Source organism: Paraclostridium bifermentans, assembly GCF_964259345.1.
Lineage (GTDB): Bacteria > Bacillota > Clostridia > Peptostreptococcales > Peptostreptococcaceae > Paraclostridium > Paraclostridium bifermentans_B.
Window position 1 is genome coordinate 693,828 of sequence record NZ_CAXVJR010000001.1, and the last position, 20,933, is coordinate 714,760.

The 20,933-nt window shown below is 25.6% G+C and carries 25 protein-coding genes and 1 riboswitch; of the genes, 3 read left to right on the forward strand and 22 right to left on the reverse strand.

Translation table 11 applies throughout. From position 1 onward, the window contains the following. Window positions 1–55: 55 nt before the first annotated feature. A riboswitch (cobalamin riboswitch) is annotated at window positions 56–228 on the reverse strand. 103 nt (window positions 229–331) lie between these two features. The 4 genes from ACEXNK_RS03510 to ACEXNK_RS03525 form a co-directional block, all read right to left on the reverse strand. Then, window positions 332–1,015 (reverse strand): hypothetical protein, encoded by a 684-nt coding sequence (locus ACEXNK_RS03510; RefSeq protein WP_373600515.1) that lies wholly within the window; start codon window positions 1,013–1,015, stop codon window positions 332–334. Then, window positions 1,015–1,692, reverse strand: coding sequence for a hypothetical protein (locus ACEXNK_RS03515; RefSeq protein ID WP_373600516.1), 678 nt, complete (start codon window positions 1,690–1,692; stop codon window positions 1,015–1,017). The genes ACEXNK_RS03510 and ACEXNK_RS03515 overlap by 1 nt, the downstream gene beginning before the upstream one ends. A 195-nt stretch (window positions 1,693–1,887) precedes the next feature. Continuing rightward, window positions 1,888–2,559, reverse strand: a complete 672-nt coding sequence (locus ACEXNK_RS03520; protein WP_373601546.1) for a PspA/IM30 family protein — start codon at window positions 2,557–2,559, stop codon at window positions 1,888–1,890. 278 nt (window positions 2,560–2,837) lie between these two features. Beyond that, window positions 2,838–3,638 (reverse strand): RelA/SpoT domain-containing protein, encoded by an 801-nt coding sequence (locus ACEXNK_RS03525; protein WP_373600518.1) that lies wholly within the window; start codon window positions 3,636–3,638, stop codon window positions 2,838–2,840. A 228-nt stretch (window positions 3,639–3,866) separates the two neighbouring features. On the opposite strand from ACEXNK_RS03525, the gene ACEXNK_RS03530 reads away from it, so the two are divergent. Then, a complete protein-coding gene (locus ACEXNK_RS03530; RefSeq protein ID WP_373600519.1) occupies window positions 3,867–4,091 on the forward strand; it encodes a winged helix DNA-binding protein in 225 nt (74 codons plus the stop codon). 131 nt (window positions 4,092–4,222) lie between these two features. Beyond that, window positions 4,223–5,089 carry a GGDEF domain-containing protein gene (locus ACEXNK_RS03535; RefSeq protein WP_373600520.1) on the forward strand — a complete coding sequence of 289 codons (867 nt, stop codon included), beginning with the start codon at window positions 4,223–4,225 and terminating at the stop codon, window positions 5,087–5,089. A 133-nt stretch (window positions 5,090–5,222) separates the two neighbouring features. Here the strand turns inward: ACEXNK_RS03535 and pdxR are convergent, their stop codons facing one another. From pdxR to ACEXNK_RS03585, 10 genes are all read right to left on the reverse strand, one after another. Then, window positions 5,223–6,683, reverse strand: a complete 1,461-nt coding sequence (pdxR, locus tag ACEXNK_RS03540) for a MocR-like pyridoxine biosynthesis transcription factor PdxR (RefSeq protein ID WP_373600521.1) — start codon at window positions 6,681–6,683, stop codon at window positions 5,223–5,225. A gap of 90 nt (window positions 6,684–6,773) precedes the next feature. Continuing rightward, a complete protein-coding gene (locus tag ACEXNK_RS03545; protein WP_373601547.1) occupies window positions 6,774–8,105 on the reverse strand; it encodes a sensor histidine kinase in 1,332 nt (443 codons plus the stop codon). A 37-nt stretch (window positions 8,106–8,142) separates the two neighbouring features. Further along, the gene (locus ACEXNK_RS03550; protein WP_373600523.1) at window positions 8,143–8,805 is read right to left on the reverse strand and encodes a response regulator transcription factor; all 663 of its coding nucleotides are present in this window, start codon (window positions 8,803–8,805) and stop codon (window positions 8,143–8,145) included. A 24-nt stretch (window positions 8,806–8,829) separates the two neighbouring features. Then, window positions 8,830–9,468, reverse strand: coding sequence for a PepSY domain-containing protein (locus ACEXNK_RS03555; protein ID WP_373600524.1), 639 nt, complete (start codon window positions 9,466–9,468; stop codon window positions 8,830–8,832). Window positions 9,469–9,606: 138 nt separating this feature from the next. Continuing rightward, complete coding sequence (locus tag ACEXNK_RS03560) at window positions 9,607–9,882, reverse strand: DUF2752 domain-containing protein (RefSeq protein WP_373600525.1); 276 nt, start codon at window positions 9,880–9,882, stop codon at window positions 9,607–9,609. A 10-nt stretch (window positions 9,883–9,892) separates the two neighbouring features. Continuing rightward, on the reverse strand, window positions 9,893–10,327 hold the full coding sequence (locus ACEXNK_RS03565) for a TM2 domain-containing protein (protein WP_373600526.1): 435 nt from the start codon (window positions 10,325–10,327) through the stop codon (window positions 9,893–9,895). A gap of 19 nt (window positions 10,328–10,346) precedes the next feature. Further along, a complete protein-coding gene (locus ACEXNK_RS03570; RefSeq protein WP_373600527.1) occupies window positions 10,347–11,270 on the reverse strand; it encodes a YARHG domain-containing protein in 924 nt (307 codons plus the stop codon). 174 nt (window positions 11,271–11,444) lie between these two features. Continuing rightward, complete coding sequence (locus tag ACEXNK_RS03575) at window positions 11,445–12,341, reverse strand: D-alanine--D-alanine ligase (RefSeq protein ID WP_373600528.1); 897 nt, start codon at window positions 12,339–12,341, stop codon at window positions 11,445–11,447. A gap of 101 nt (window positions 12,342–12,442) precedes the next feature. Next, window positions 12,443–13,039, reverse strand: a complete 597-nt coding sequence (locus tag ACEXNK_RS03580) for a hypothetical protein (RefSeq protein WP_373600529.1) — start codon at window positions 13,037–13,039, stop codon at window positions 12,443–12,445. A gap of 267 nt (window positions 13,040–13,306) precedes the next feature. Then, a complete protein-coding gene (locus tag ACEXNK_RS03585; RefSeq protein WP_373600530.1) occupies window positions 13,307–14,419 on the reverse strand; it encodes a M20/M25/M40 family metallo-hydrolase in 1,113 nt (370 codons plus the stop codon). Between the two features lie 186 nt (window positions 14,420–14,605). On the opposite strand from ACEXNK_RS03585, the gene ACEXNK_RS03590 reads away from it, so the two are divergent. Further along, window positions 14,606–14,791, forward strand: coding sequence for a DUF6440 family protein (locus ACEXNK_RS03590; RefSeq protein ID WP_373600531.1), 186 nt, complete (start codon window positions 14,606–14,608; stop codon window positions 14,789–14,791). 31 nt (window positions 14,792–14,822) lie between these two features. Here the strand turns inward: ACEXNK_RS03590 and ACEXNK_RS03595 are convergent, their stop codons facing one another. From ACEXNK_RS03595 to ACEXNK_RS03630, 8 genes are all read right to left on the reverse strand, one after another. Next, window positions 14,823–15,932: a hypothetical protein gene (locus tag ACEXNK_RS03595; RefSeq protein ID WP_373600532.1), complete on the reverse strand. Its 1,110-nt coding sequence runs from the start codon at window positions 15,930–15,932 to the stop codon at window positions 14,823–14,825. A gap of 178 nt (window positions 15,933–16,110) precedes the next feature. Continuing rightward, window positions 16,111–17,184 carry a DUF362 domain-containing protein gene (locus ACEXNK_RS03600; protein ID WP_373600533.1) on the reverse strand — a complete coding sequence of 358 codons (1,074 nt, stop codon included), beginning with the start codon at window positions 17,182–17,184 and terminating at the stop codon, window positions 16,111–16,113. A 253-nt stretch (window positions 17,185–17,437) separates the two neighbouring features. Next, entirely contained in the window at window positions 17,438–17,617 is a 180-nt protein-coding gene (locus tag ACEXNK_RS03605) for a hypothetical protein (protein WP_373600534.1), read from the reverse strand. Window positions 17,618–17,758: 141 nt separating this feature from the next. Further along, window positions 17,759–18,172 (reverse strand): flavodoxin family protein, encoded by a 414-nt coding sequence (locus ACEXNK_RS03610; RefSeq protein WP_373600535.1) that lies wholly within the window; start codon window positions 18,170–18,172, stop codon window positions 17,759–17,761. Between the two features lie 223 nt (window positions 18,173–18,395). Next, window positions 18,396–19,220 carry an energy-coupling factor ABC transporter ATP-binding protein gene (locus ACEXNK_RS03615; protein WP_373600536.1) on the reverse strand — a complete coding sequence of 275 codons (825 nt, stop codon included), beginning with the start codon at window positions 19,218–19,220 and terminating at the stop codon, window positions 18,396–18,398. A 9-nt stretch (window positions 19,221–19,229) separates the two neighbouring features. Then, on the reverse strand, window positions 19,230–19,910 hold the full coding sequence (cbiQ, locus tag ACEXNK_RS03620) for a cobalt ECF transporter T component CbiQ (RefSeq protein WP_373600537.1): 681 nt from the start codon (window positions 19,908–19,910) through the stop codon (window positions 19,230–19,232). Further along, window positions 19,904–20,203, reverse strand: coding sequence for an energy-coupling factor ABC transporter substrate-binding protein (locus ACEXNK_RS03625; protein ID WP_373600538.1), 300 nt, complete (start codon window positions 20,201–20,203; stop codon window positions 19,904–19,906). Before ACEXNK_RS03625 ends, cbiQ begins: the two co-directional genes overlap by 7 nt. Continuing rightward, the gene (locus ACEXNK_RS03630) at window positions 20,175–20,915 is read right to left on the reverse strand and encodes an energy-coupling factor ABC transporter permease (protein ID WP_373600539.1); all 741 of its coding nucleotides are present in this window, start codon (window positions 20,913–20,915) and stop codon (window positions 20,175–20,177) included. Before ACEXNK_RS03630 ends, ACEXNK_RS03625 begins: the two co-directional genes overlap by 29 nt. Between the last annotated feature and the right edge of the window lie 18 nt (window positions 20,916–20,933).

The window sequence follows — 20,933 nt, forward strand, 5'->3', positions numbered from 1 at the left end:
ATGCTTTAAAATATCAATTTAAATTAATATAGCCTTTATCCAACCCTCAGAAGATATTAGCTTTAAGCATTGGCAGGTATCCCGGCTCAACTTCATTCTACACTCTTACCTTCCCGATTTCTCAGTGGTTATTTTAGATTTCGTCAGTCTTACGGTTACTGGGGTAGCTTAGACTTTTCATCTAATTCCCTATTAAGTCTTTATGACACCTAATACTTATTATTCAATTTTTTTGTATCATTATGCGATTATATAATATATTGTAATATAAATCAACACTTACTATATATTCCCATATTTGTTTTCTTTAAATCTATTTTATTTTAATTAATTATCTATTTCTTCTATTTCTTATGAAATCAAATATTATATATACAACTATTAATACAGTTATTATCATAACTATATCCATTATAATTGGACTTATTCCCATTCTATATCCCATATATCTAAATGGATTATATCCTCCAAATCCAAAAAATCCTCCACCATACCTAGATGGCATATAAGTTCTTCTTGAGCTTCCATAATCATCATATTTTTTCTTATTGCTAGATTCTGATTTTTCATTACTATTTGTTTTAGGCTTAGTACTAAAGCTTCCTGAATCTGGTTTTGTAGTACTTGATTTTGGTTTAGAACTACTTGAATTTGATCCTGAGTTTATAGTTGTATCTTGATTAGACTTTGGTTTAGTGCTAAAACTTCCTGAATCTGGTTTTGTAGTACTTTGCTTTGGTTTAGTATAACTGCTACTAGACTTTGAACTACTTGAACTAGGCTTAAAACTGCTGCTGGAGCTTGGTTTAAAACTACTACTTGAACTTGGTTTTGAGCTATAACTAGACCTTGAACTACTTGAAGATCTACCTCTAGCTATTTGATACTCTACCGCTCCCTTACCATTATCATAAAAATCTGCATATACTTTATCAACTGTAAATGTAAGTGCACATGTCATTGTGAATATAAATACAGTTAGAAAAAGCATTGTATTTCTTTTTAAGTTTTTCATTATACATTTAACCCCATTTCTATGAACTTATTGTATAATCGATCTAAATTTGAAGTGTCATCTCCCTCTATTACAGAATCATAACTTTCCTCACCTTTGAATTTAAAGTACTCTAGTAATTGTTGGTTATCATTATCTTTAGCATCAACTAAATAAACATATCTACTTAATGATTTATCTTCATGTATTTCTATTAAATAGCCTTTTACATCAAATTTAAATTCTTCATCTCCACTATATAAGCTAACTGTATCAGTAGATTTTGTAAATACAAATTTTTCTTTGTCACACTCATATGTATATTCTAACTCTCGGCAGTTTATACATCTATTGAAAGGACATTCATTTACACAGTTTATACATTTACATTTTGCACATTTATCTAGCTTGTTTATAGACTCCCTTTTATCTCTAGTTAGATATGCCTGTATTTCTGTTTCTACATCTATACTTTTTTTAAATAATTTAGAAAACAATCCTTTACTTTCTTTTCCATCTTCTATTTCTAAGTTATTTAAAAAGTTCATATAATCAGAAAGATCATTGACCTTTCTTATAAATACTCTTTTTCCAACCTCTTCATCACTTAGTATTTGCTTTAAATCATTTGCTGCAAATACTAGTTCAGTGTACATTTTATCATATTTCTTTTTCTCGCTTAAAAGTCTTTCATTCATATAATCCCCTCCTAAAAAATTCGCTTTGCTCATGTCGCCAACGACTTCGTCCGTTGCTCAAAAATGTTCTTTTTTACTTTCAGCAATATATTAATATAACTATACTTTATAAATTATCAACCGATATTCGTTAAACATAATTCCTTAATCGTAAAAAAAGGTAGATAGCCTCTGACCATCTACCTTAGTAGTATACTATTTATTCATTTCATTTTTTATTCTTTCAAGTTCATCTTCAACCTTAGAGTCAACTACCGGAGAATCATTTATATATTCATCAAGCATAGTATCTTCATTTTTTGGTTTCATGTCTTCTAAAGCTTTACCATAACTTTCTTTTTCTTGAACTTTCTTTTCAAGTTCATCTAAGTTTATTCCGTGGTCATCACCAAGTCCTGATAAAGTTTCATTTATTTCATTATTAATCTCTGCAACATCAAGTCTTGTAGCTAGCTCTTGTTTTTTAGATTTCATCTTAGATATTTCTAATTCTAATTCTTCTATCTTAAATTTAATTTCTTGTATCTTTTTATCTTGTGCTTCTATTCTAGCTGTTGTTTGAGTTAATTTTTCTTGTAATTCTAGTTTTTGTTTAACAAAACTTTGAGCTTTTTCATTATCTTCTTTTAATATAGCTGCTTTAGTAGCTTGCTCATACTTTTCTATCTTTTCTTCTAATGATTTCTTTTCGTTTCTTATATTATCTACAGATCCTATAAAGTTTGCACATTGTTTTTTAGCATCCTGAAGTAATTTTTCTTTTTTATTTATTGATAACTCTAACATTTCTATTGGGTCTTCATGCTTTTCTATAGCTTTATTAGCCTTAGCTTCTACTACATTTTTAAGTCTTTTAAAAAATCCCATTTTATATTCCATCTCCATTCATTTTATAAAAAATTCGCTTCGCTCATGTCGCCAACGACTTCGTCAGTTGCTCAAAATGTCATTTTTTACTTTTTACCATATCATGACATGACTATACTACATAAGTTATCTACTAATATTCATTAAGTATAGTTCATGAAGCGTAAAAATATTAATTTGATTTCGTATTTACACTTAACTCTTGTTTGTAATTATTAATATATATAATAACACAAATTTTAGGATTTTCCATACTTATTTACATTTGTTACTATTTGTTATCTTTTACTTTCTAATAATTTCGATAACTCTTCAATTTCCTTGTCTTTCGCCTTTAATTTTTCCTCATACTCATCTTTAACATCTTCTATACTTTTACTTAATACATTTATTAAAGATGCCATTTCATCTGAACTTCCTGCTATTCTATTCAAAAGCATTAAGTTTTGTGCTAAAACCTCAGGAATATGTTTATGAGAATATCTTAATTGATGATCAATCTCTCCATATCCTTCTTCAAATATTGTTCTAACCTGTATTTCTGCAATTATTTTTTGAGTAGTAGGATATGATTCTATTATATAATGAACTGATCTATATCCAGAAAGCCTTGAGCAAACTTCTATTCCTAATTCTTCAAATTTTTTTGTATTGTCACCTTCTCTTACATTTGAAACTATTTCAAGAACTTTCCACATTCTAGTTATAAAACTATGTATTTCTTCCCAATCTTCTTTAAATATATGTATTACCCTTATCCCTAATAAGTCTGTTATTTCATTTTTATAATTATCTACAGTGAAATTAAATTCATTTCCATACTTAAGTCTTCTACTTTCTACTTTTCTGATTATCTTTTCTATTAAATGTTCTGGATCTTTTACTCTAGTTTTTACTGAGTGAACTTTAGGATGATTTCTAAGTATAGTAGCTATTAGTTCTGCTTGTGTTTCATAACTTTTTCTAAAAATCATAAAGTCTTCATATATTTTTTCTATCTCATTCCAATCTATACTATTTTTTACTAACTCTTCTTCAGTTATTTGATATTTTTCTAGGAATTCATCTTTTCTTAACATGTTGGTTTCCTCACTTTTGATATAAATTCATTATTATTATATATCAAAATAGTAAGTTTTAACTATATTATTCTTATTAATTAAGCTTTATTAATAATTTATATATTTAATTTATTAGCAAAGTAACCAAACATATGTTTGATTTTTTTTGTAAAACATGCTATTATATAAATATCTTATACTCAAAATTACATATATTTAAATTAATACAAGGAGGTAACCTCTTATATGTATTCAGATCTATATTGCAAACAGGTTGAAATTTTAGACTTTATAAGATCTTCAACTTTAGAAAAAGGGTATTCACCTTCTATTAGAGAAATTGCTAAAGGTGTTAATTTAAGTTCATCTTCAACAGTTTTTTGTCATTTAAAAAAATTAGAAAAGCTAGGTTATATAAAAAGAAAATCAAAACAACCTAGGTCTATTGTTATTTTAGACTCTGTTGAATAAATTATAAACAAAAAAGAAGCTTTAAAGCTTCTTTTTTGTTTATAATTTATCACCCTTTTGAGTTTACAAATAACTAGTTAAAACCTTATAATAAAATAATAAGAATATCTATAGAAAGGAAGTGAATTTTTTTGACTCTTGCAAAAAATACTATAGATATATTAGGCAATATATTTATGATACAAAGAGTAGTCGATCCTCAAAATAAAAAAATTATAGATTTTGAAAATAATATTAAAATAAATGAAAATCATAAGTGTTTTGATTTTTGGAATAATGGAAGTGCATGTTCTAATTGTATATCTATGAGAGCTTTAAATGAAAATTCATCATTTTCTAAAATTGAGCATTTAAATGAAAATTTATATATGATTATTGCTTCTCCCATAAATATCAATGGTGAAACTTATGTTGTAGAACTTATAAAAGATGTTACTAATGATACTATGTTTTCTATGTTTAACAATAAAACTATAGAAGATTTAAGAGAGGAAATCCATAGATTAAACATGATTGCTGTTACAGATGAACTTACTAATATATTCAATAGAAGATACTTAGATGAAAATTTACCAGTTGCGTTAAGAAGTTTATCTAACTCAGATTTTTCACTTAGCTTAATAATGTTAGATATTGATAGTTTTAAACTTATTAATGACACATATGGTCATTTATGTGGTGATTATGTTATAAAGGAAATTGCTCACTTAATAGATACTTATGTAAAAACATTTAATGGTTGGACTTGCAGATACGGCGGAGATGAGTTTATAGCTGTTATCGAAAATATCTCTAAAGAAAAAACTTATGAAATAATTGATCTTTTAAAAAACACTATAGATAGTACCTCTCTTATTTATAATAATAATATTATAAAGATAACTTGCAGCTTTGGAGTATCTTATTTAAATAAAAATAATTTAAGTATAGATGATGCATTAAATTTAGTAGATAATAGGCTATATAAAGCTAAAAAAAATAAAGATTCTATATGTTAAATGAAAAAAGTATTATTTTCTACTATTTTAAATAGTAGAAAATAATACTTTTTTATTGTGTATTTTAAAATTTACGATTCTAAATCTATAATTTATTTTATACTTTTTATTTTTAAGTTATAATCTAAATATTCTAGCTTAATTCTTTTATACATTCTCCTATAAGTTTTGTTCCTTTTTCTATATCATCTGCAGAAAGTCTTGATATTCCTAACCTTAAAGTGTCTTTTGTACTCCCATCTGTATAAAAAATATCACCTGGCATAAATATTACCCCTTTTTCATAACATTTTTGAAGTAACTTTCTTGAATCTATACCTTTTAATTTAATAAATATATGTAATCCACCTTCACCTAATATATATTCATTAGGTATGTATTTTTCAACACATTCATATGCAAAATTAAATTTATCTCCATAAAATTTTCTAATCTTTTTTACATACTTTTCAAAAGATCCACTACTTAAATAATCATATAATATGCTTTGGTCTAAAAATGATACATGTATACTCTTACATCTTTTAACACTCTCTAATCTATTTATGACACTTTTATCACATAATATCCATCCTAATCTAAGCCCTGGAAATAATATTTTTGAAAAACTACCGATATAAATCACTCCATTATTTGAATTATCTAAAGAGGCTATAGGAAATATATGTGAACTCGAATATAATAGCTCTTCGTTAAATCCATCTTCAATTATGGCAATATTATACTTTCTCATAATATTGTAGAACCTATACCTATCTTCAGGGCTCATAACTATACCTGTTGGGTTGTGATAAGATGGAGTTATATATGAAAACTTGATTTTTTTATCTTTATTTTTTTTTAGTTTTTCAAGTTTTTTTTCTAACATATCTAAATCTAATCCAGATTTATTTATGTCTATCCCTATTATATTTAAGCCTAAAGCTTTAAAAATTTTTATAGCTGTATTATGAGTAGGATTTTCACAAATTATATAATCACCTTTTTCTGTATATGATGATAATAATAGTTCAAGCCCTTCTGTAAATCCATTAGTTATAAGTATATCTTTATTGCTAGTATTTACACCTTTATTATTCATATAGCTAAGTAAATAATCTATAAGCGGCTTATATCCTTTTGCATATCCATAATTTAATATTTTATGACCTTCTAATGAAATTCTATTTAAAAATGATTTTTTTAACTCATCAATATCAAATAATTCCCCATCTGGAGATATACTTTTGAAAGATATTAAATCTGATCTCCAAGGTATTTCACTTTTTACAATATCCATTTCATTAGCTATTTTATTGTATTCATTCTCTAATTTGTCAAATTCTATATTCCAAGAATTATTTAGAGTAGAATTTTCATGATTTACAAAAGTTCCTTTTCCATATACTGAATAAATTATTCCATCTGCTTTTAATTCTTCATATGCTGATATTATAGAGTTTCTACTTACATTTAAGAACTGACTCAATTCTCTTGTCGATGGAAGTTTACTGTTGTTAGGTATTAAACCTTTATTTATCATCATATCTATATGATTTTTTATTTGTATATATATTGGTTCTTCGTTATTTAATTTTAAGTTTGAAAATAACAATTAATCACCTCGTTTGTTAACATAATTAGCATATTTATAATTATAATATCAATTAATTAATATATTTGGCAAACAAAAACAAGGATATTTTTAATACCCTTGTTTTTCTTGACTGCAAATTACAACAAATTCTGTTCCTAATCCTATTTCACTTTTAATTTCTAATTTATATTTATACATGCTTATTATCTGTGATGCAATTGATAGTCCTATTCCGAAGCTATTGTTATATTTTCTTGATTTATCTACTCTATAAAATTTATCAGTTATTTTAGGTATTTCATCTTTTGATATTCCTATTCCATTATCTTTTATAGATATATACACATCATTACATTTATTATAAACATTTATATCTACATATATTTTTTCTTTATCACAGTATTTTATAGCATTATCTATAAATATTATAAGCAATTGTTTTAAGTGTTTTCTCTTCATATAAATTTTCGTATCTTCTTCATAGTTAAACTCAAATTTTATATCATCTCTTACAAGTTCAAAATCATATATAACTTCTTTTATAACTTCTTTTGTATCTAATTTTTCTAAATTTCCCTCTATATTTTCATCATCTATCTTTTCTAGTTCTAATAAATCATTTACTAATTTTGTTAATCTATCAACTTCATCTAAGCTAATCTTTAATGACTTCTCTAAAGTTTCTGGATCATTTTTACCCCATCTATCTAGCATCTTTAGATGTCCTTTTAAAATTGTAAGGGGTGTTCTCAACTCATGTGATGCATCTTGTACAAATTGTTTTTGCATGTTGAACGATTTTTCAACCGAGTCCATCATTTCATTAAAAATAATATTAACTTTATCAAATTCATCTCTAGGGTTTTGAATTTCAACCCTATTTGAAATTCCTTTTTCTTTAACATTTTTCATGGTATTACTAAGTTTATTCAATCTTTTTATAAATTGCTTAGATGTATACATCCCTGCTAGTAAACTCATTATTAGTCCCATAAATAACATAACTATTATTATAGGTATTGTATTTTCTAAAAAGTCACTATAAAGCTCACTTTCCTTTTCGACATACATATAATATTCATTATTTTTTACTTCTATCGGAGATGTTAAAATTATTTTATCATCATTCATGTTAAATCTAACATCTATATTTTCTGATTGAGATTTTGTATAATTAAAATTACTTGGAATATAATCCATTGTATTTAAAATAATTTCATTATTATCATCATATATAATAATATTTATATCCATAGAATCTGCTATTTTTTTGTGAATTTCATCAGATTCATTATTATTTAATAAAATTTCAAGTTCTTTAGCTCTAGACTCTATTTCTTCTTTTTCATATTTTACAGACCATATTCTAAACATAATAAATTGTGATATATAAGTTATTAAAAATATTAGTACTATAGATACAAATGATATAAAAGCCATTCTCCAAAATGTTGAGATTTTATTCATTTTTTTCATTTTATCTTATGACATACCCTACACCACGAACGGTGTGTATGTAATCAGAGTCTTTTAGCTTACTTCTTAAATGTCTTATATATACATCCACTACATTAGTTTCTGCATCATAGTCATATCCCCATACATGTTCTAATAAGTAATCTCTAGTTAGTACTTTATTTTGATTTTTAACTAGTTGTAATAATAGTTCATATTCTTTAGTCGTTAAGTTAATCTCTTCATTTAAATATTTTACTATTCTAGCTTCTATATCTATATTTATATCTTTAAATTTTAATATATTAATATTACTATCTTTTTTGCTTACCCTTCTTAAAATGCTTTCAATCCTTGCTAATAACTCTTCTATTGCAAAAGGTTTTGCTAGATAATCATCTGCTCCCATTTGTAAGCCTGATACTTTATCCATAACGCTATCTCTAGCTGTTAACATTATTATAGGAGTATCTTTTAATTTTCTAAGTCGTCTACAAACCTCTAATCCATTTAAAGTCGGTAGCATTAAATCTAATATTATTAAATCGTAATCTTCGTCTATGCCTTTATTTAAACCTTCTTTACCATCGTTACATATATCAACTTTATATCCTTCATATGATAATTCCATATTAATAAATGATGCTATATTTTCTTCATCTTCTATTACTAATATCTTATACAAAAACTCACCTTCTTGTTTTATTTATTAATTTAAGTCATCATTAGTATAGTCTGAATTATAATTTTCTATATCTACTATTTTTCCAGTCATTGAACTTACTTCAACTTCTTTTATTACATTATTTTTATCCTTTATTTTAAATTCATATACTAATGACATATCATCCTCTATTTCTTTATCTACCCCAATTATCTCTCCTTGTACCTTATTTAAAGCAACTTTCTTTAATTCTTCTTCTGAATACTTACTTTCTACATTTACTTTATTTTCATTTTCATTATCATCAACTTCATCATCTCCATGTTTTTCTATATCTATTATAGCTCCCGTTTTTGAATCTAACTCTATTTCATTTAACATATTATTTTTGTCTTTTATTTTAAACTCATAAGAAATTGACATTGTATCATCATCAATATCCTTTTTTACACCTACAATTTCTCCTGGCATTTTCTTTAAAGCTTCTTTTTCTAATTGTGCCTGTGAATAATTTGTATTTGATTTTATATATGCATATGCACTTCCTCCCGCTAATACGCTTACACCTATAGCTCCTGTCAATGTTATTATTGCAAATCTTTTTATTCTTTTTTTAGATGCTTTAAGTTTTTCAACTCCATTTTCTAAAACTTCTTTCTTGTAATTTTCTAATTTATTTTTCATATTTATTACCTCCGAATAATTTTATATTTATCTTATGAACTAATTATATATTCACATAATGAAAACTACTTTAAATGCAAATTAAAATTTTTTAAAAGTTTCATTAAAATTTTTTAATCTTAAAATATAAAAACTCCTTTACTTTAAAGGAGTTTTTATATTATTTATTTCGTATTTTATTATATTGCATATATCTTTTATTATTATAAAAATAGGTATTAACATTGGTATTATCATAATGTTATAATTTATAGCCTTTATAATATTTAACCTAGATAAATTAAAGAATGCTCTTGTCATTCCACAGCCAAAACATTTTATTTCAAATAAATTATACCATATGCAAAAACTTCTTCCCTCTATATATTCAAGTGGTATTAAATATACAACTAGTATACCTATTATATATATCATTAATCTTATTCTACCACTGAAGAGGCTGCCCATTTTCATCAGTGATCTTATCTAAAATTATAAGTACAAAATCTACTAAAACCCATATACAACTTATCATAGTTGTAATTCCACAAGTTAAAATACCCGCTAATGTAAGTGTTAGTATTATAAACCCTTTAACATTATCATTTACATAAAACCTATGCATCCCACAATATCCTAGTAACAAGCATAATACACTTGCAACTAATTTGCTTTTGCCACTTTTAGAAGTATTTGAAGCAATACTTACAAAATTTTTCTTTTTAAGGTTTATTCCACAGTTTACGCATATTTCAGCATTTTCATTAGTTGGATTTCCACATGATGGACAATATAAATTACCATTACCTTTTCTAACTCCACATTTAGTACACACAGATGATTCTGAATTCATCTCATTTGCACAATTTCTACAATACAAGTTAATCCCCCCAATAAATTTATTCCATACTTTTTATAAGCTCAACATTATGTTTTTCTATACTATTTAATTCATTTACACTACCTTTAAACGCTTGATTTGGTACATACCAAGGCATACTATTAAAATAATCTTGATAAACTTTCTTATTAAATATATATCCTCTTCTCGCAAATATTTCATTTCTAATCAACGAGAGCTCATTTTTGCTATAACCCATCAATTCAGATGTTGTTAAATACCTAGTGTGACTATCTGGAATGATAAAATAAGAATTGTTATAATATGGATAATTATCATTTAATATAACTTCCTTTTCATCATTATCATTTATTATTATGTTTATATCTTGCTTATCTTCTGTATCTTCATTTTTGTCTTTTTCATTATTTTCAGATTCACGTTCTAATTCTTCTACTAATTCTTGATAAAACTCAAACTCTTTTTCTTTAAACCCATATGTTTGTGCTTTTTTTACATAATTCAAAGCACCTTGTAAATCTGAATTGTGATAAAATTCTTCTGCTTTACTTATATAGTTCTCTATATACATTTTATCTAAATCTTTACTATTTACATTTCCTTTTAATTTACTTAACTCATCTTCAAAGTCACTACATTCACTTACTTTTAGAGCAATCTTATCTACAATTTCATCATTATATTTTATTTCTAATGCTTTTTTATAATGTTGTATTGCTTTAGTATTTACTGCTTCATTATCACCTTTATTTAAGTGGTATTTAAATAATATAGGATCTTTAGCTATTATAAATACAATCGATATAATAATTGCTAAAATAGAAATTGTTATAAATACTATTTTTTTCGTCGAGTTTTTCTTTTGATTATCGTTATAAATTTCTTCGGTATCAAATCCACACTTATCGCAAAATCTATCATTTTCTTCTAAAGATTTTTTGCACTTTGGACAAGTTTTCACCTCTTTCCCCCCTTAATTGATATTTATCATTAAATTATATTATTCGATACATGTATAATATTCCACTACTTATTTAAATATAAGAAATAAAAATTATATTTACTTAGCTATTATAGTTTCCTTAAACGTAAAAAAACCACTTATATAAAGTGGTTTTTATTATTAAAACTTATATTAGTTTAAAGAGTATTCTATTATCTTATCTACTAATTCACTAAACTCTATTCCATTAGCTTTTGCACTTCTTGGGATTAAACTAGTTTCTGTCATTCCTGGTAATGTATTAAGTTCTAACACATATGGAACTCCGTTGCTTATTATAAAATCAACTCTAACATATGCTTTACAGTTAAATGCATCCCAACATCCTAGTGATATTTCATTTAACTTTTCTTGTAATTCTTTTTCTAAATATACAACTTCTTCTGTAGCTCCATTTTGATTATATTTTGATTCGAAGTCAAAGAATTCAGAATTTGCAACTATAGATATTGTAGGGAATACTTCTCCATTTAATATAAATGATGTGTATTCTCCTCCTTTTATATATTTTTCTATCATTACACAATCATCAACTTCTAACCCTTTTTTAACCGCTTCATGAACCTCTTCTTTTGATTTTATTAAAAATGTTGCTACACTAGATCCTCCACTATTTGGTTTTATAAATACAGGGTATCCTATTTCTTCTATTTTGTCATAGTCTATATCATCTATATTTCTAACAACTGTCCAATCTGCTGTTGGTAATTTAGAATCTCTTAATATTTTTTTAGTCATATTCTTGTCCATACATAATGCACTTGTTAATGGATTACATCCTGAATAAGGTATTTCCATTGCTTCTAATATAGATTGTACACATCCATCTTCTCCAAACTTACCGTGAAGTGCTAAGAATGCAAAATCTATATCATCTGTTATTTTTGTAAATATGTCTTTTTTATCATTTAAAACTACTTTAATTACATCATATTTATTTTTATCTATTCCATTAAAAACTGCTTCTCCAGATTTTAAAGATACTTCTCTCTCTGATGATACTCCACCCATTATTACTGCTATTTTCATATATTTCACTCCTACTTATCTATTTTAATTATTTATTAATTATCTATTATATATTAGTAGTATATGTTTTATGGGCGTTTTATTAAAGTACCACTCATCCCTTAGTTTTTAGTATTAGTGGTTTTTAGTTCAAGTTCTTTTAATTGTCTATTCTTATCAATATTTTCAACTATTGATATTACTGCATTTATTAACTCGTAAGCTACATATCCGCTAAATGCACTAAGTGCTCCATTTACTAAAGATATCGGTGCCCATTCATATCCTGCATATCCACCAAAAGGAGTCATTATTGGTTGTTTTTGCATAGCTAATATGACTGCTGATATTATAGCTAATGCTAGTATTATTTTAGCAACAATATCTAATCTTTTTACTAGCTTTAAAGGTTTATACTTAAATTTTTCTTCTTCATCTTCTATATTTTCATTTTTATTAATTTCATCATCTTTAATTGTTTTTTCTTTATTAACATCTTCATCTATATTTTTATCTTTTATATTAGCCTCTATATCTTCTTTTAATGGAGTCATTAATTCTTCAACAATCTCTGCTCTTTCTCTATCAGATTCTTCTAGCGTTTTTTTTATGTCTTGTTCCATGTTTTCTATTTTTTCCATTGTGTTTTTTTCCAATTCTTTAGCTTTTTCCTCTATTTCTTTAATAGTTTTTTTGCTTTTTTCATGTTCATTACACATATTTATTGCCTCCTAGTTTTATCAATATCTACAAGTTTTTAACTTTTATTAATACGTTAGATATCCTTACAATTAATTATATTTATTATTTACCCAATTTTCGTTAGATTACTTACATATTTTACAAATTTTTTAATTTTAATAAAAAATTACACTATAAGTTTCCTTAAATGTAAAAAAGTTAGTTTAGATTTACTTAATAGCTAAGTTAATCTAAACTAACTTCAAATTCATATCTATCTAAAATTATAATTTATGAAACTTAATTTATATATTTTTCATAAGTTCTACTAATAATGTTGCTGTTTTAACTAAACTATCTATTTTTATATATTCATCTGTACTATGAACATTTTCCATTCCTATTCCTATGTTAACAGAAGGTATTCCTCTCATATTATAAATGTTAGTATCACTTCCACCACCACTTGGCATTACTTTAAAGTTGTATCCTAATATTTCACTACTTTTTTTAAATATTTGTATAACATCACAAGATTCATCTATATTATAGCCTTTAGTTTTCCCCCTTGATACCTCATTTATAAATTCAGCTCCAAAATTACTACAAGTTTCTTTAAAAATTCTATCAGTTTCTTCTAATAATTTATCTAACTTATACTCATATAGACTTCTTGCTTCAAATTTCATTTCTATACTTGGCATAACAATATTTGTTGCTATCCCTCCACTTACTACTCCTATATTACAAGTGGTACTTTCATCTATTCTTCCTATATTTAACTTGCTTACAGCTTGTGCTGCTACAACAAAAGCATTTATACCATTTTCCGGTTCGCCTCCTGCATGTGCAGCTTTACCAATTATTTTATATTTTCCATTTGCAGCATAAGGAGCTTTATTATAGCATATTCCAGGTTCTCCACCTGCATCTAATATATATCCATAATCTATTTTTCCAAACTCTGATAAGTCGATACTTTTAGCTCCATGAAGTCCAGTTTCTTCTGCTACACTAAATACTATTATTATATCTGGATGATTTATTTTTTCTTCTTTTATAACTTTTATCATTTCTATTATAGCGGCTATACCAGCTTTATCATCTGCACCTAGTACAGAATTTCCATCTGTTTTTATTATGCCATTTTCTATTATAGGAACTATGTCTTCACAAGGGTTTACAGTATCCATATGTGCTGATAATAATACTTTTTTATTTTTACTCCCTTTTAAAAAAATTATTATATTCCCTGAATTTGATAATATCTTTTCTCCTGAGCTATCTTCATATACTTTTACCCCTAGTTCTTCAATTTCTTTTAATATATAATCCGCTATATTTCTTTCTTTATAGCTTGGTGATGATATTTTCGCCATTTCTATAAAATTTTTAACTATTCTCTCTCTATTAATCATATAATTTCCCCTTTATATTTTCACAAATATTCCTTAAAGGTATTATACACATAGTTGCTTTTTTATTCTATATTAAATAAATTTTTAATTATATAAGTTGTTGTGTATATATATTTAATTGATTTTTAAAAATTAGAGGAATATAATACAGTTAATATTATAACTTTAATCTAAGGGGTGTTTTTCTTGAAAAATAACAAGAGATTTTCTGTAGAAGATGTTCAAAGTTTTGGTTTTTCAGGGGTTAAAATATTAATTGATAATGATACAGGAGTTAATTATTTAGTTTATTTTATTGGACAAAGTTTGAGTATGACACCTTTGTTAGATAGTAATGGAAATGTTATTATTAATTCTGTAGATAAAAAATAACTAGCCTTTAGCTAGTTATTTTTTATCTAATTTATATGTTTACCATTGTAAAATTAAAAACTACATACAGTAAAATCGAAGCTATTATACCTTTAATGCGTGAACTGCCCCAGTTTATATTCCATCCTGCTGAACGTCTACTTTCTACTATAAGTCTTGGGTCTTCTTTATTATAGTAATAATATCCAAATATCCATTTTGCATCGTCTCTGCTATAATCTATTTTTTCTTTAGCTTTATATGAACTTAACATTGTGTAAGCATAAGCTATATTCATAATTCCCAACCCTATTAAAAACCATGCTATCAAAAGAGTTATCATAGGCAAATTAAATTCCTTAAATAAAGCTATGGGTATAAAAGTTGTTTGAAATTGTACAGAGATTACTATTAATACAAATGAATTACCTATTTTATTTATATATTTAATAATTTTATCTTTACTCTCTTCTAGCTTTTCTTTTTTTATAGATGATATATTTCCTAAACAAGTTATACCTATAAAACTCAATAAGCTAATCATTATAAATCCTGCTAACTCTAATCCAAATACTCCTTTAAAACTTTTTGTTACATAGTCTGTTGGCGTTGAATCTCCCTCAAAATCTGTAGGTATCATATTAGGTAATTTATCGTAATTTATTGCTAAGTACAATATTGCGATTGCTGATATAAGTAATATTATTAAAAATATAAATTTGAACTTATTCTTAATTTTTATTTTTTCATTTAACATACGAGTATCTAACGTTACTTTTCTCTTTAAAACTGTATCTTCACTGTAATTAGTGTCTTTTATATATTTTTCTTTTAAACTTTTAACTTTAAAATAGTTTATAATTTGTAAAATTGTAATATATAATGCGTAAATCCAAAGTATAATATTACCTCCAAGCTCAAAATTATCCTTTGCAATATACGCCCCACCTATAAGTAGTAAAGTAAATATTAAATACGATATTCTTAGATTTATTTTGTATTTCTTTGATATATTGTTTAATTCTTTTTCATCAATTTCTAATCCTTCTATAATAACTCCATGAAAAAATTTTTTATTTCCTATGTATTCAAAGTTTTCTAAAGCTATGCACATAAAAAATATAGACGGTAATAAAAGTATAAAATATGCTATATTACTCATTTTTACTCCTCCCAATTGTAATGTAATCAAAATTAAGTTTTATCTGTTATATATATAATATAACAAACAAAACTTAATTTCAATCATTATTTAGATATCTAACTTTTTACTAAGCTTAAATTTATTATAAAATAAAAGAGCTGATATCTACCAGCTCTCCTACTTTTTAATAATATTATTAAAGTTTTATTAATTCATATTCTATATTACCCATTCCCATTTCATGAGCATATTCAACAACTCTAATTCCATTAACATTTGGATGAGCATGTTTAAATACATCATGATTCATTTCTTCACATACTAAATCGTAACAAGCTTTATCTAAAGCTACAGGGTCTTTAGATGCTAAAATCCCAATATCATGAGCTATTGGTCTACCTGACCAAGGAACACAATCACAAAGTGGAGTAACATTCATAACAAAGGTAATAAATCCTACTTTATCTTTTTTATTATTAATAGCTCCATATGCATATTCAGCCATTTTTTCAACAAAAATATCTGAGTCACTTTCCCACTGTATAGTTACAGCTCTTGTTGGACATACTGTTGGACATTCTCCACACCCATAACATATATCATGATTTATCTTAGCTTTCTTATTCTCCATATGTATAGCACTTACTGGACATGATTTGGCACATTTACTACACCCAATACATTTATCTTCATTAACTTCAGGTTTTGCATCAGAGTGTTGCATTTGTTTACCTGGTGCAGTTGCACACCCCATGGCTAAATTTTTAAGAGCTCCTCCAAATCCAGCCATTTCATGACCTTTAAAGTGACTCATAACAATCATAGCAGACGAATTATATATTTCCCCTCCAATTTTAACTATATCAAAATGTTTTTGATTTATACTTACATCTTCAGAGTTTCTACTGTATAATCCATCTGCAATAATTATAGGTGCATTTACTACTGCATATGCAAATCCATTTTCAATAGCTGTAGTAATATGATCTACAGAATTTGTTCTACTTCCAGAATAAAGAGTATTTGTATCAGTTAAAAAAGGTTTACCCCCATACTCTTTTACCTTATCAACAACTTGTCTAACTGCAACTGGACTCATATATGTAGTATTACCTTTTTCTCCAAAATGGAGCTTAATAGCTACCTGGTCATTATTACCTATTAAATCTTTAAATCCAGCTTTTTCAAATAATTTTTTTACGTTATTAGGCATATTTTTACTTTGAGAATCTGAATACAAATTACAATAATAAACTTTTGATTTTTCCATAACTTTACCCCTTTTATTATTTATCTTTTAATTTATTTAAACTCTTAATAAGTTTACACATTTTATATTTATATCTAAATAGTTAACAATAACATAAAATTTTAATACTATTATATATTAATTATATATTTATAAGTTTCATATTGTAAGCAGTAACAAAATAGTTACTTAGTGAAGTAAAAGTAACTATAAGTAAATTTCGTATAAATTAAAATACGGTATTAGTTTTATACTAATACCGTTATAAGATGTTCTAAAATGACCATTCCCCATCTTTTATATATATTCTTTTTGTATTACAACTTCTGTCCATAACAAGCAAGCTTTCATCTTCAATATTATTACTTAAAAGCATAAGGTCATTGTCTCTACAAAAATTTCTAGCAAGTTCTAATGCATCATTTTCCATATCTAATTCTAGTAATCTTCCCATTTTTTCTCTCCTTGAAATATTAATTATTTATACTAATATAATAATATATAATACCCTTTTAGAAAAATAAAAATCACTAGATAATTATCTAGTGATTTAGTTGAATATATATATATTTATTTTAGGATAATAGTTGGCTTTTTAATTTATAAAAGACGTTGCTAAATTATTATTTAAAATTTCTGTAAAATTATAAACTTTTTCATTATCATCTTTTACAAAGTGTTCTTTAAACTCTATTAAATTTTTAAATTCTTCTGGTAAATTATTTCTTATTGAGCTTATTTGATGTTCATCTTTATTTATAGTAAATACACCTAATTTTTTAAATTTGAATTCTTCTATATTATTCTCTATAAATTTTCTTATTTCTTTAGATATCTCTCCATCTACTAAATTAATACCTATTAATATATTTTCATATTTATCTAAATAAAAAGATGAGTTGTATTTAGTATTTCTTACTTCAACATCTGAGTTTAATTTTTCTGATAAAGATAATGCTAAATCTTTTGTTATTCCATTATTACTTCCATACGCTATTAAAGTACACATAATTATTACCTCCACCAATATATAGTATGTATTATTTATATTAAATACCCCTTATACGTTATACTATATACTATTAATTGCTTTTGTGCAACATTTTTAATAAAACTCAATATATTTTTTTTAAAAATACCTCATATGTGTTATACTAAATAAAAAAAATGAGGTTTTAAAATAATTATTAAATAATAATACTTTATTTTGATAAACCTCATTTTATCTTATTCTAAGTTTTTATTAAGTTTTGCTCTTTTAAGCTATTAAAATATTTGTATAAATCTTCTTCTTTTTTAAAAAGAGGAAAATCCATATTTTCATGAACCTTTACAAGCCACGGTAAATTTAAGCCTGATTTTTTTATAATCTCATACTCTTTAAATACGCTTATACATGTACCTTCAATCAACATCTTGCCTTTATTAAGCACATATATATAATCACAAATTTCATATATTAAATCCATATCATGACTTGATATAGCTATTTTTATACCTTTTGAAGATAGTTCTTTTAAAATATTCACTATAGCTATTGTACTTTCTGGGTCTAGTCCTGCAGTTGGCTCATCTAATAAAACTACTTTATGCTCCATAGCTATAACAGATGCTATAGCAACTCTTTTCTTCTGTCCATAACTTAAAAAGTGCACTGGTTTATCTATTAAATCTATAGCATTAACTAAATTTAAAGCTTTACGAACTCTAGTATCTATTTCTTTTTCTTCTATACCTATATTTCTAAGTGAAAATGCAACATCATCATAAACTCTAGAGTAAAATATTTGCTTATCTGGATCTTGAAAAACTATGCCTACATCTCTCCTTAATTGATATAAATCTTTCTTCTTATAATTTAACTCTTTATTGTTATAAAAAATTTTTCCTTCTGTTGGCTTTAATATACCTACTAAATTCATAAATAAAGTCGACTTTCCACTTCCATTTGAACCAATTATCCCAATCATATTCCCATTTGAGAAATCTAAACTAATATTGTCTATTGCCTTATTTTGTTTTTCATATTTATACGTTAATTTACTTACTTTAAACATTGTCCTCTCCTATATGTGGAATTTACCATCATACAACTTAATATCTAATGTTACACTCATTTCTTCATATTTTTTCATCATCCTAAAAAATAAAACTTTTATAAGTAACGATGTTGAGTTATATGAGTTTTTTAAGTTGTTGTATCCAAACTTCAATTGTTGTGACTTATATATATCCTTTATTTCCTCTAAAAATAAGAATATAAATCTGTAGGTTAAAATCATAAGTTCTATTAATACATCTGGAATATACATTTTTTTTAGAATAATTATTAATTGGTTAAATGGTGTTGTAAGTATTAAAAAATAAATAGATATAATGCAACTTAACGCTCTTAATAATATATGTATCGAGTTATCAATTGAAAATTCAGTAGTTCCTATATATATACCAAATATTTTTATATTTAGTAAAAAACCTGTGTTTTCAAAAGATATGCTAATTAAATTCAATATAGTTCCTATAAATAAAAAATATATTGGTATTTTCAAACACCTTATATATAGTTTGATGTCAACTTTAGCCCAAAATATAATCATAATACTTATAATAATCATTATTATTAAATGTAAATTTATATTATTTGTAATTATAGAAACTATCAATGCAATAAAACTTATCATAAGCTTATACATAGGATTAAATTTTCTTAAAGAGTTTGTATAGGCACATTTATCAATTTCTAACATTTACTTTTTTTACCTTTTTTAACACCTAAATAATAACCTATAAATCCTGCTCCTATTGCTGCTTGTGTCGAGAATAATAAACTTTCTATCTCCCCACTAGGTGGTTCATATAAACTATTAAACCAAGGTTCATAGCCAGGATTTATTTGTGTTATTAATCCTTCTGCTTCTCCATCAGCTCCTCCATATTCTGCTGTTGCATTTAAAACTAGAGGAGTTATTATAAGTATTATAGTTAAAGCTAATAATATAAAGTTTAGGTTTTTAGTTTTGGCTTTCGAATTTGTACTCATCATTTTCAACCCCTTCTTCATTTTGTACTATTAAGTTATAAACCAAAGTAGTTAATAAGCCTTCTGCTATCGCTATTGGTATTTGAGTCATAAAGAACACTCCTAAAAACTTAACCAATGAACCCATTATCCCACCTGCTGGATCTGGAAATGCTAAAGCTAACTGAGTTGCCGTAACTGTATAGGTAGCCAAGTCACCTATTGCAGCTGCTAGAAATACACTAACCCCTACATTTACATTTCTTTTTCTACAAAACTTAAATATTAAATATGATACTATAGGTCCAACAATTGCCATTGAAAATGCATTAGCTCCTAGTGTTGTAAGTCCTCCGTGTGCTAGTAATAATGCTTGGAATAATAAGGCTATTGTACCTATTACAGCCATAACTGCTGGCCCAAATAATATAGCTCCTAACCCAACTCCAGTTGGATGTGAACAGCTTCCTGTTAATGATGGTATTTTAAGCGCTGATAATACAAATACAAAAGCTCCTGCCAGTGCTAATAATACCTTCTTTTTAGGATCTTGTTTTACTATAGTATTTATTGATTTTAATCCATACACGAAAAATGGTATAAATACTATGGTCCAAAGTATAGACCACTTTACTGGTAAATAACCTTCCATGATGTGCATTGCATTTGATGTCATAGGATTTAAAACTACTATTAGTAGACCTGCTACTAGTGATAATGTTAAATAACTCATCTTTCTCCCTCACTTTTC

What these genes read in the sequence shown, in the direction of transcription:
- ACEXNK_RS03510 (WP_373600515.1), bottom strand. Translation starts at nt 1,015, where the DNA reads ATGAAAAACTTAAAAAGAAATACAATGCTTTTTCTAACTGTATTTATA.
- ACEXNK_RS03515 (WP_373600516.1), bottom strand. Translation starts at nt 1,692, where the DNA reads ATGAATGAAAGACTTTTAAGCGAGAAAAAGAAATATGATAAAATGTAC.
- ACEXNK_RS03520 (WP_373601546.1), bottom strand. Translation starts at nt 2,559, where the DNA reads ATGGGATTTTTTAAAAGACTTAAAAATGTAGTAGAAGCTAAGGCTAAT.
- ACEXNK_RS03525 (WP_373600518.1), bottom strand. Translation starts at nt 3,638, where the DNA reads ATGTTAAGAAAAGATGAATTCCTAGAAAAATATCAAATAACTGAAGAA.
- ACEXNK_RS03530 (WP_373600519.1), top strand. Translation starts at nt 3,867, where the DNA reads ATGTATTCAGATCTATATTGCAAACAGGTTGAAATTTTAGACTTTATA.
- ACEXNK_RS03545 (WP_373601547.1), bottom strand. Translation starts at nt 8,105, where the DNA reads ATGGCTTTTATATCATTTGTATCTATAGTACTAATATTTTTAATAACT.
- ACEXNK_RS03555 (WP_373600524.1), bottom strand. Translation starts at nt 9,468, where the DNA reads ATGAAAAATAAATTAGAAAATTACAAGAAAGAAGTTTTAGAAAATGGA.
- ACEXNK_RS03560 (WP_373600525.1), bottom strand. Translation starts at nt 9,882, where the DNA reads ATGATATATATAATAGGTATACTAGTTGTATATTTAATACCACTTGAA.
- ACEXNK_RS03575 (WP_373600528.1), bottom strand. Translation starts at nt 12,341, where the DNA reads ATGAAAATAGCAGTAATAATGGGTGGAGTATCATCAGAGAGAGAAGTA.
- ACEXNK_RS03580 (WP_373600529.1), bottom strand. Translation starts at nt 13,039, where the DNA reads ATGTGTAATGAACATGAAAAAAGCAAAAAAACTATTAAAGAAATAGAG.
- ACEXNK_RS03585 (WP_373600530.1), bottom strand. Translation starts at nt 14,419, where the DNA reads ATGATTAATAGAGAGAGAATAGTTAAAAATTTTATAGAAATGGCGAAA.
- ACEXNK_RS03595 (WP_373600532.1), bottom strand. Translation starts at nt 15,932, where the DNA reads ATGAGTAATATAGCATATTTTATACTTTTATTACCGTCTATATTTTTT.
- ACEXNK_RS03600 (WP_373600533.1), bottom strand. Translation starts at nt 17,184, where the DNA reads ATGGAAAAATCAAAAGTTTATTATTGTAATTTGTATTCAGATTCTCAA.
- ACEXNK_RS03605 (WP_373600534.1), bottom strand. Translation starts at nt 17,617, where the DNA reads ATGGGAAGATTACTAGAATTAGATATGGAAAATGATGCATTAGAACTT.
- ACEXNK_RS03610 (WP_373600535.1), bottom strand. Translation starts at nt 18,172, where the DNA reads ATGTGTACTTTAATAGCGTATGGAAGTAATAATGGAATAACAAAAGAT.
- ACEXNK_RS03615 (WP_373600536.1), bottom strand. Translation starts at nt 19,220, where the DNA reads ATGTTTAAAGTAAGTAAATTAACGTATAAATATGAAAAACAAAATAAG.
- cbiQ (WP_373600537.1), bottom strand. Translation starts at nt 19,910, where the DNA reads ATGTTAGAAATTGATAAATGTGCCTATACAAACTCTTTAAGAAAATTT.
- ACEXNK_RS03625 (WP_373600538.1), bottom strand. Translation starts at nt 20,203, where the DNA reads ATGAGTACAAATTCGAAAGCCAAAACTAAAAACCTAAACTTTATATTA.
- ACEXNK_RS03630 (WP_373600539.1), bottom strand. Translation starts at nt 20,915, where the DNA reads ATGAGTTATTTAACATTATCACTAGTAGCAGGTCTACTAATAGTAGTT.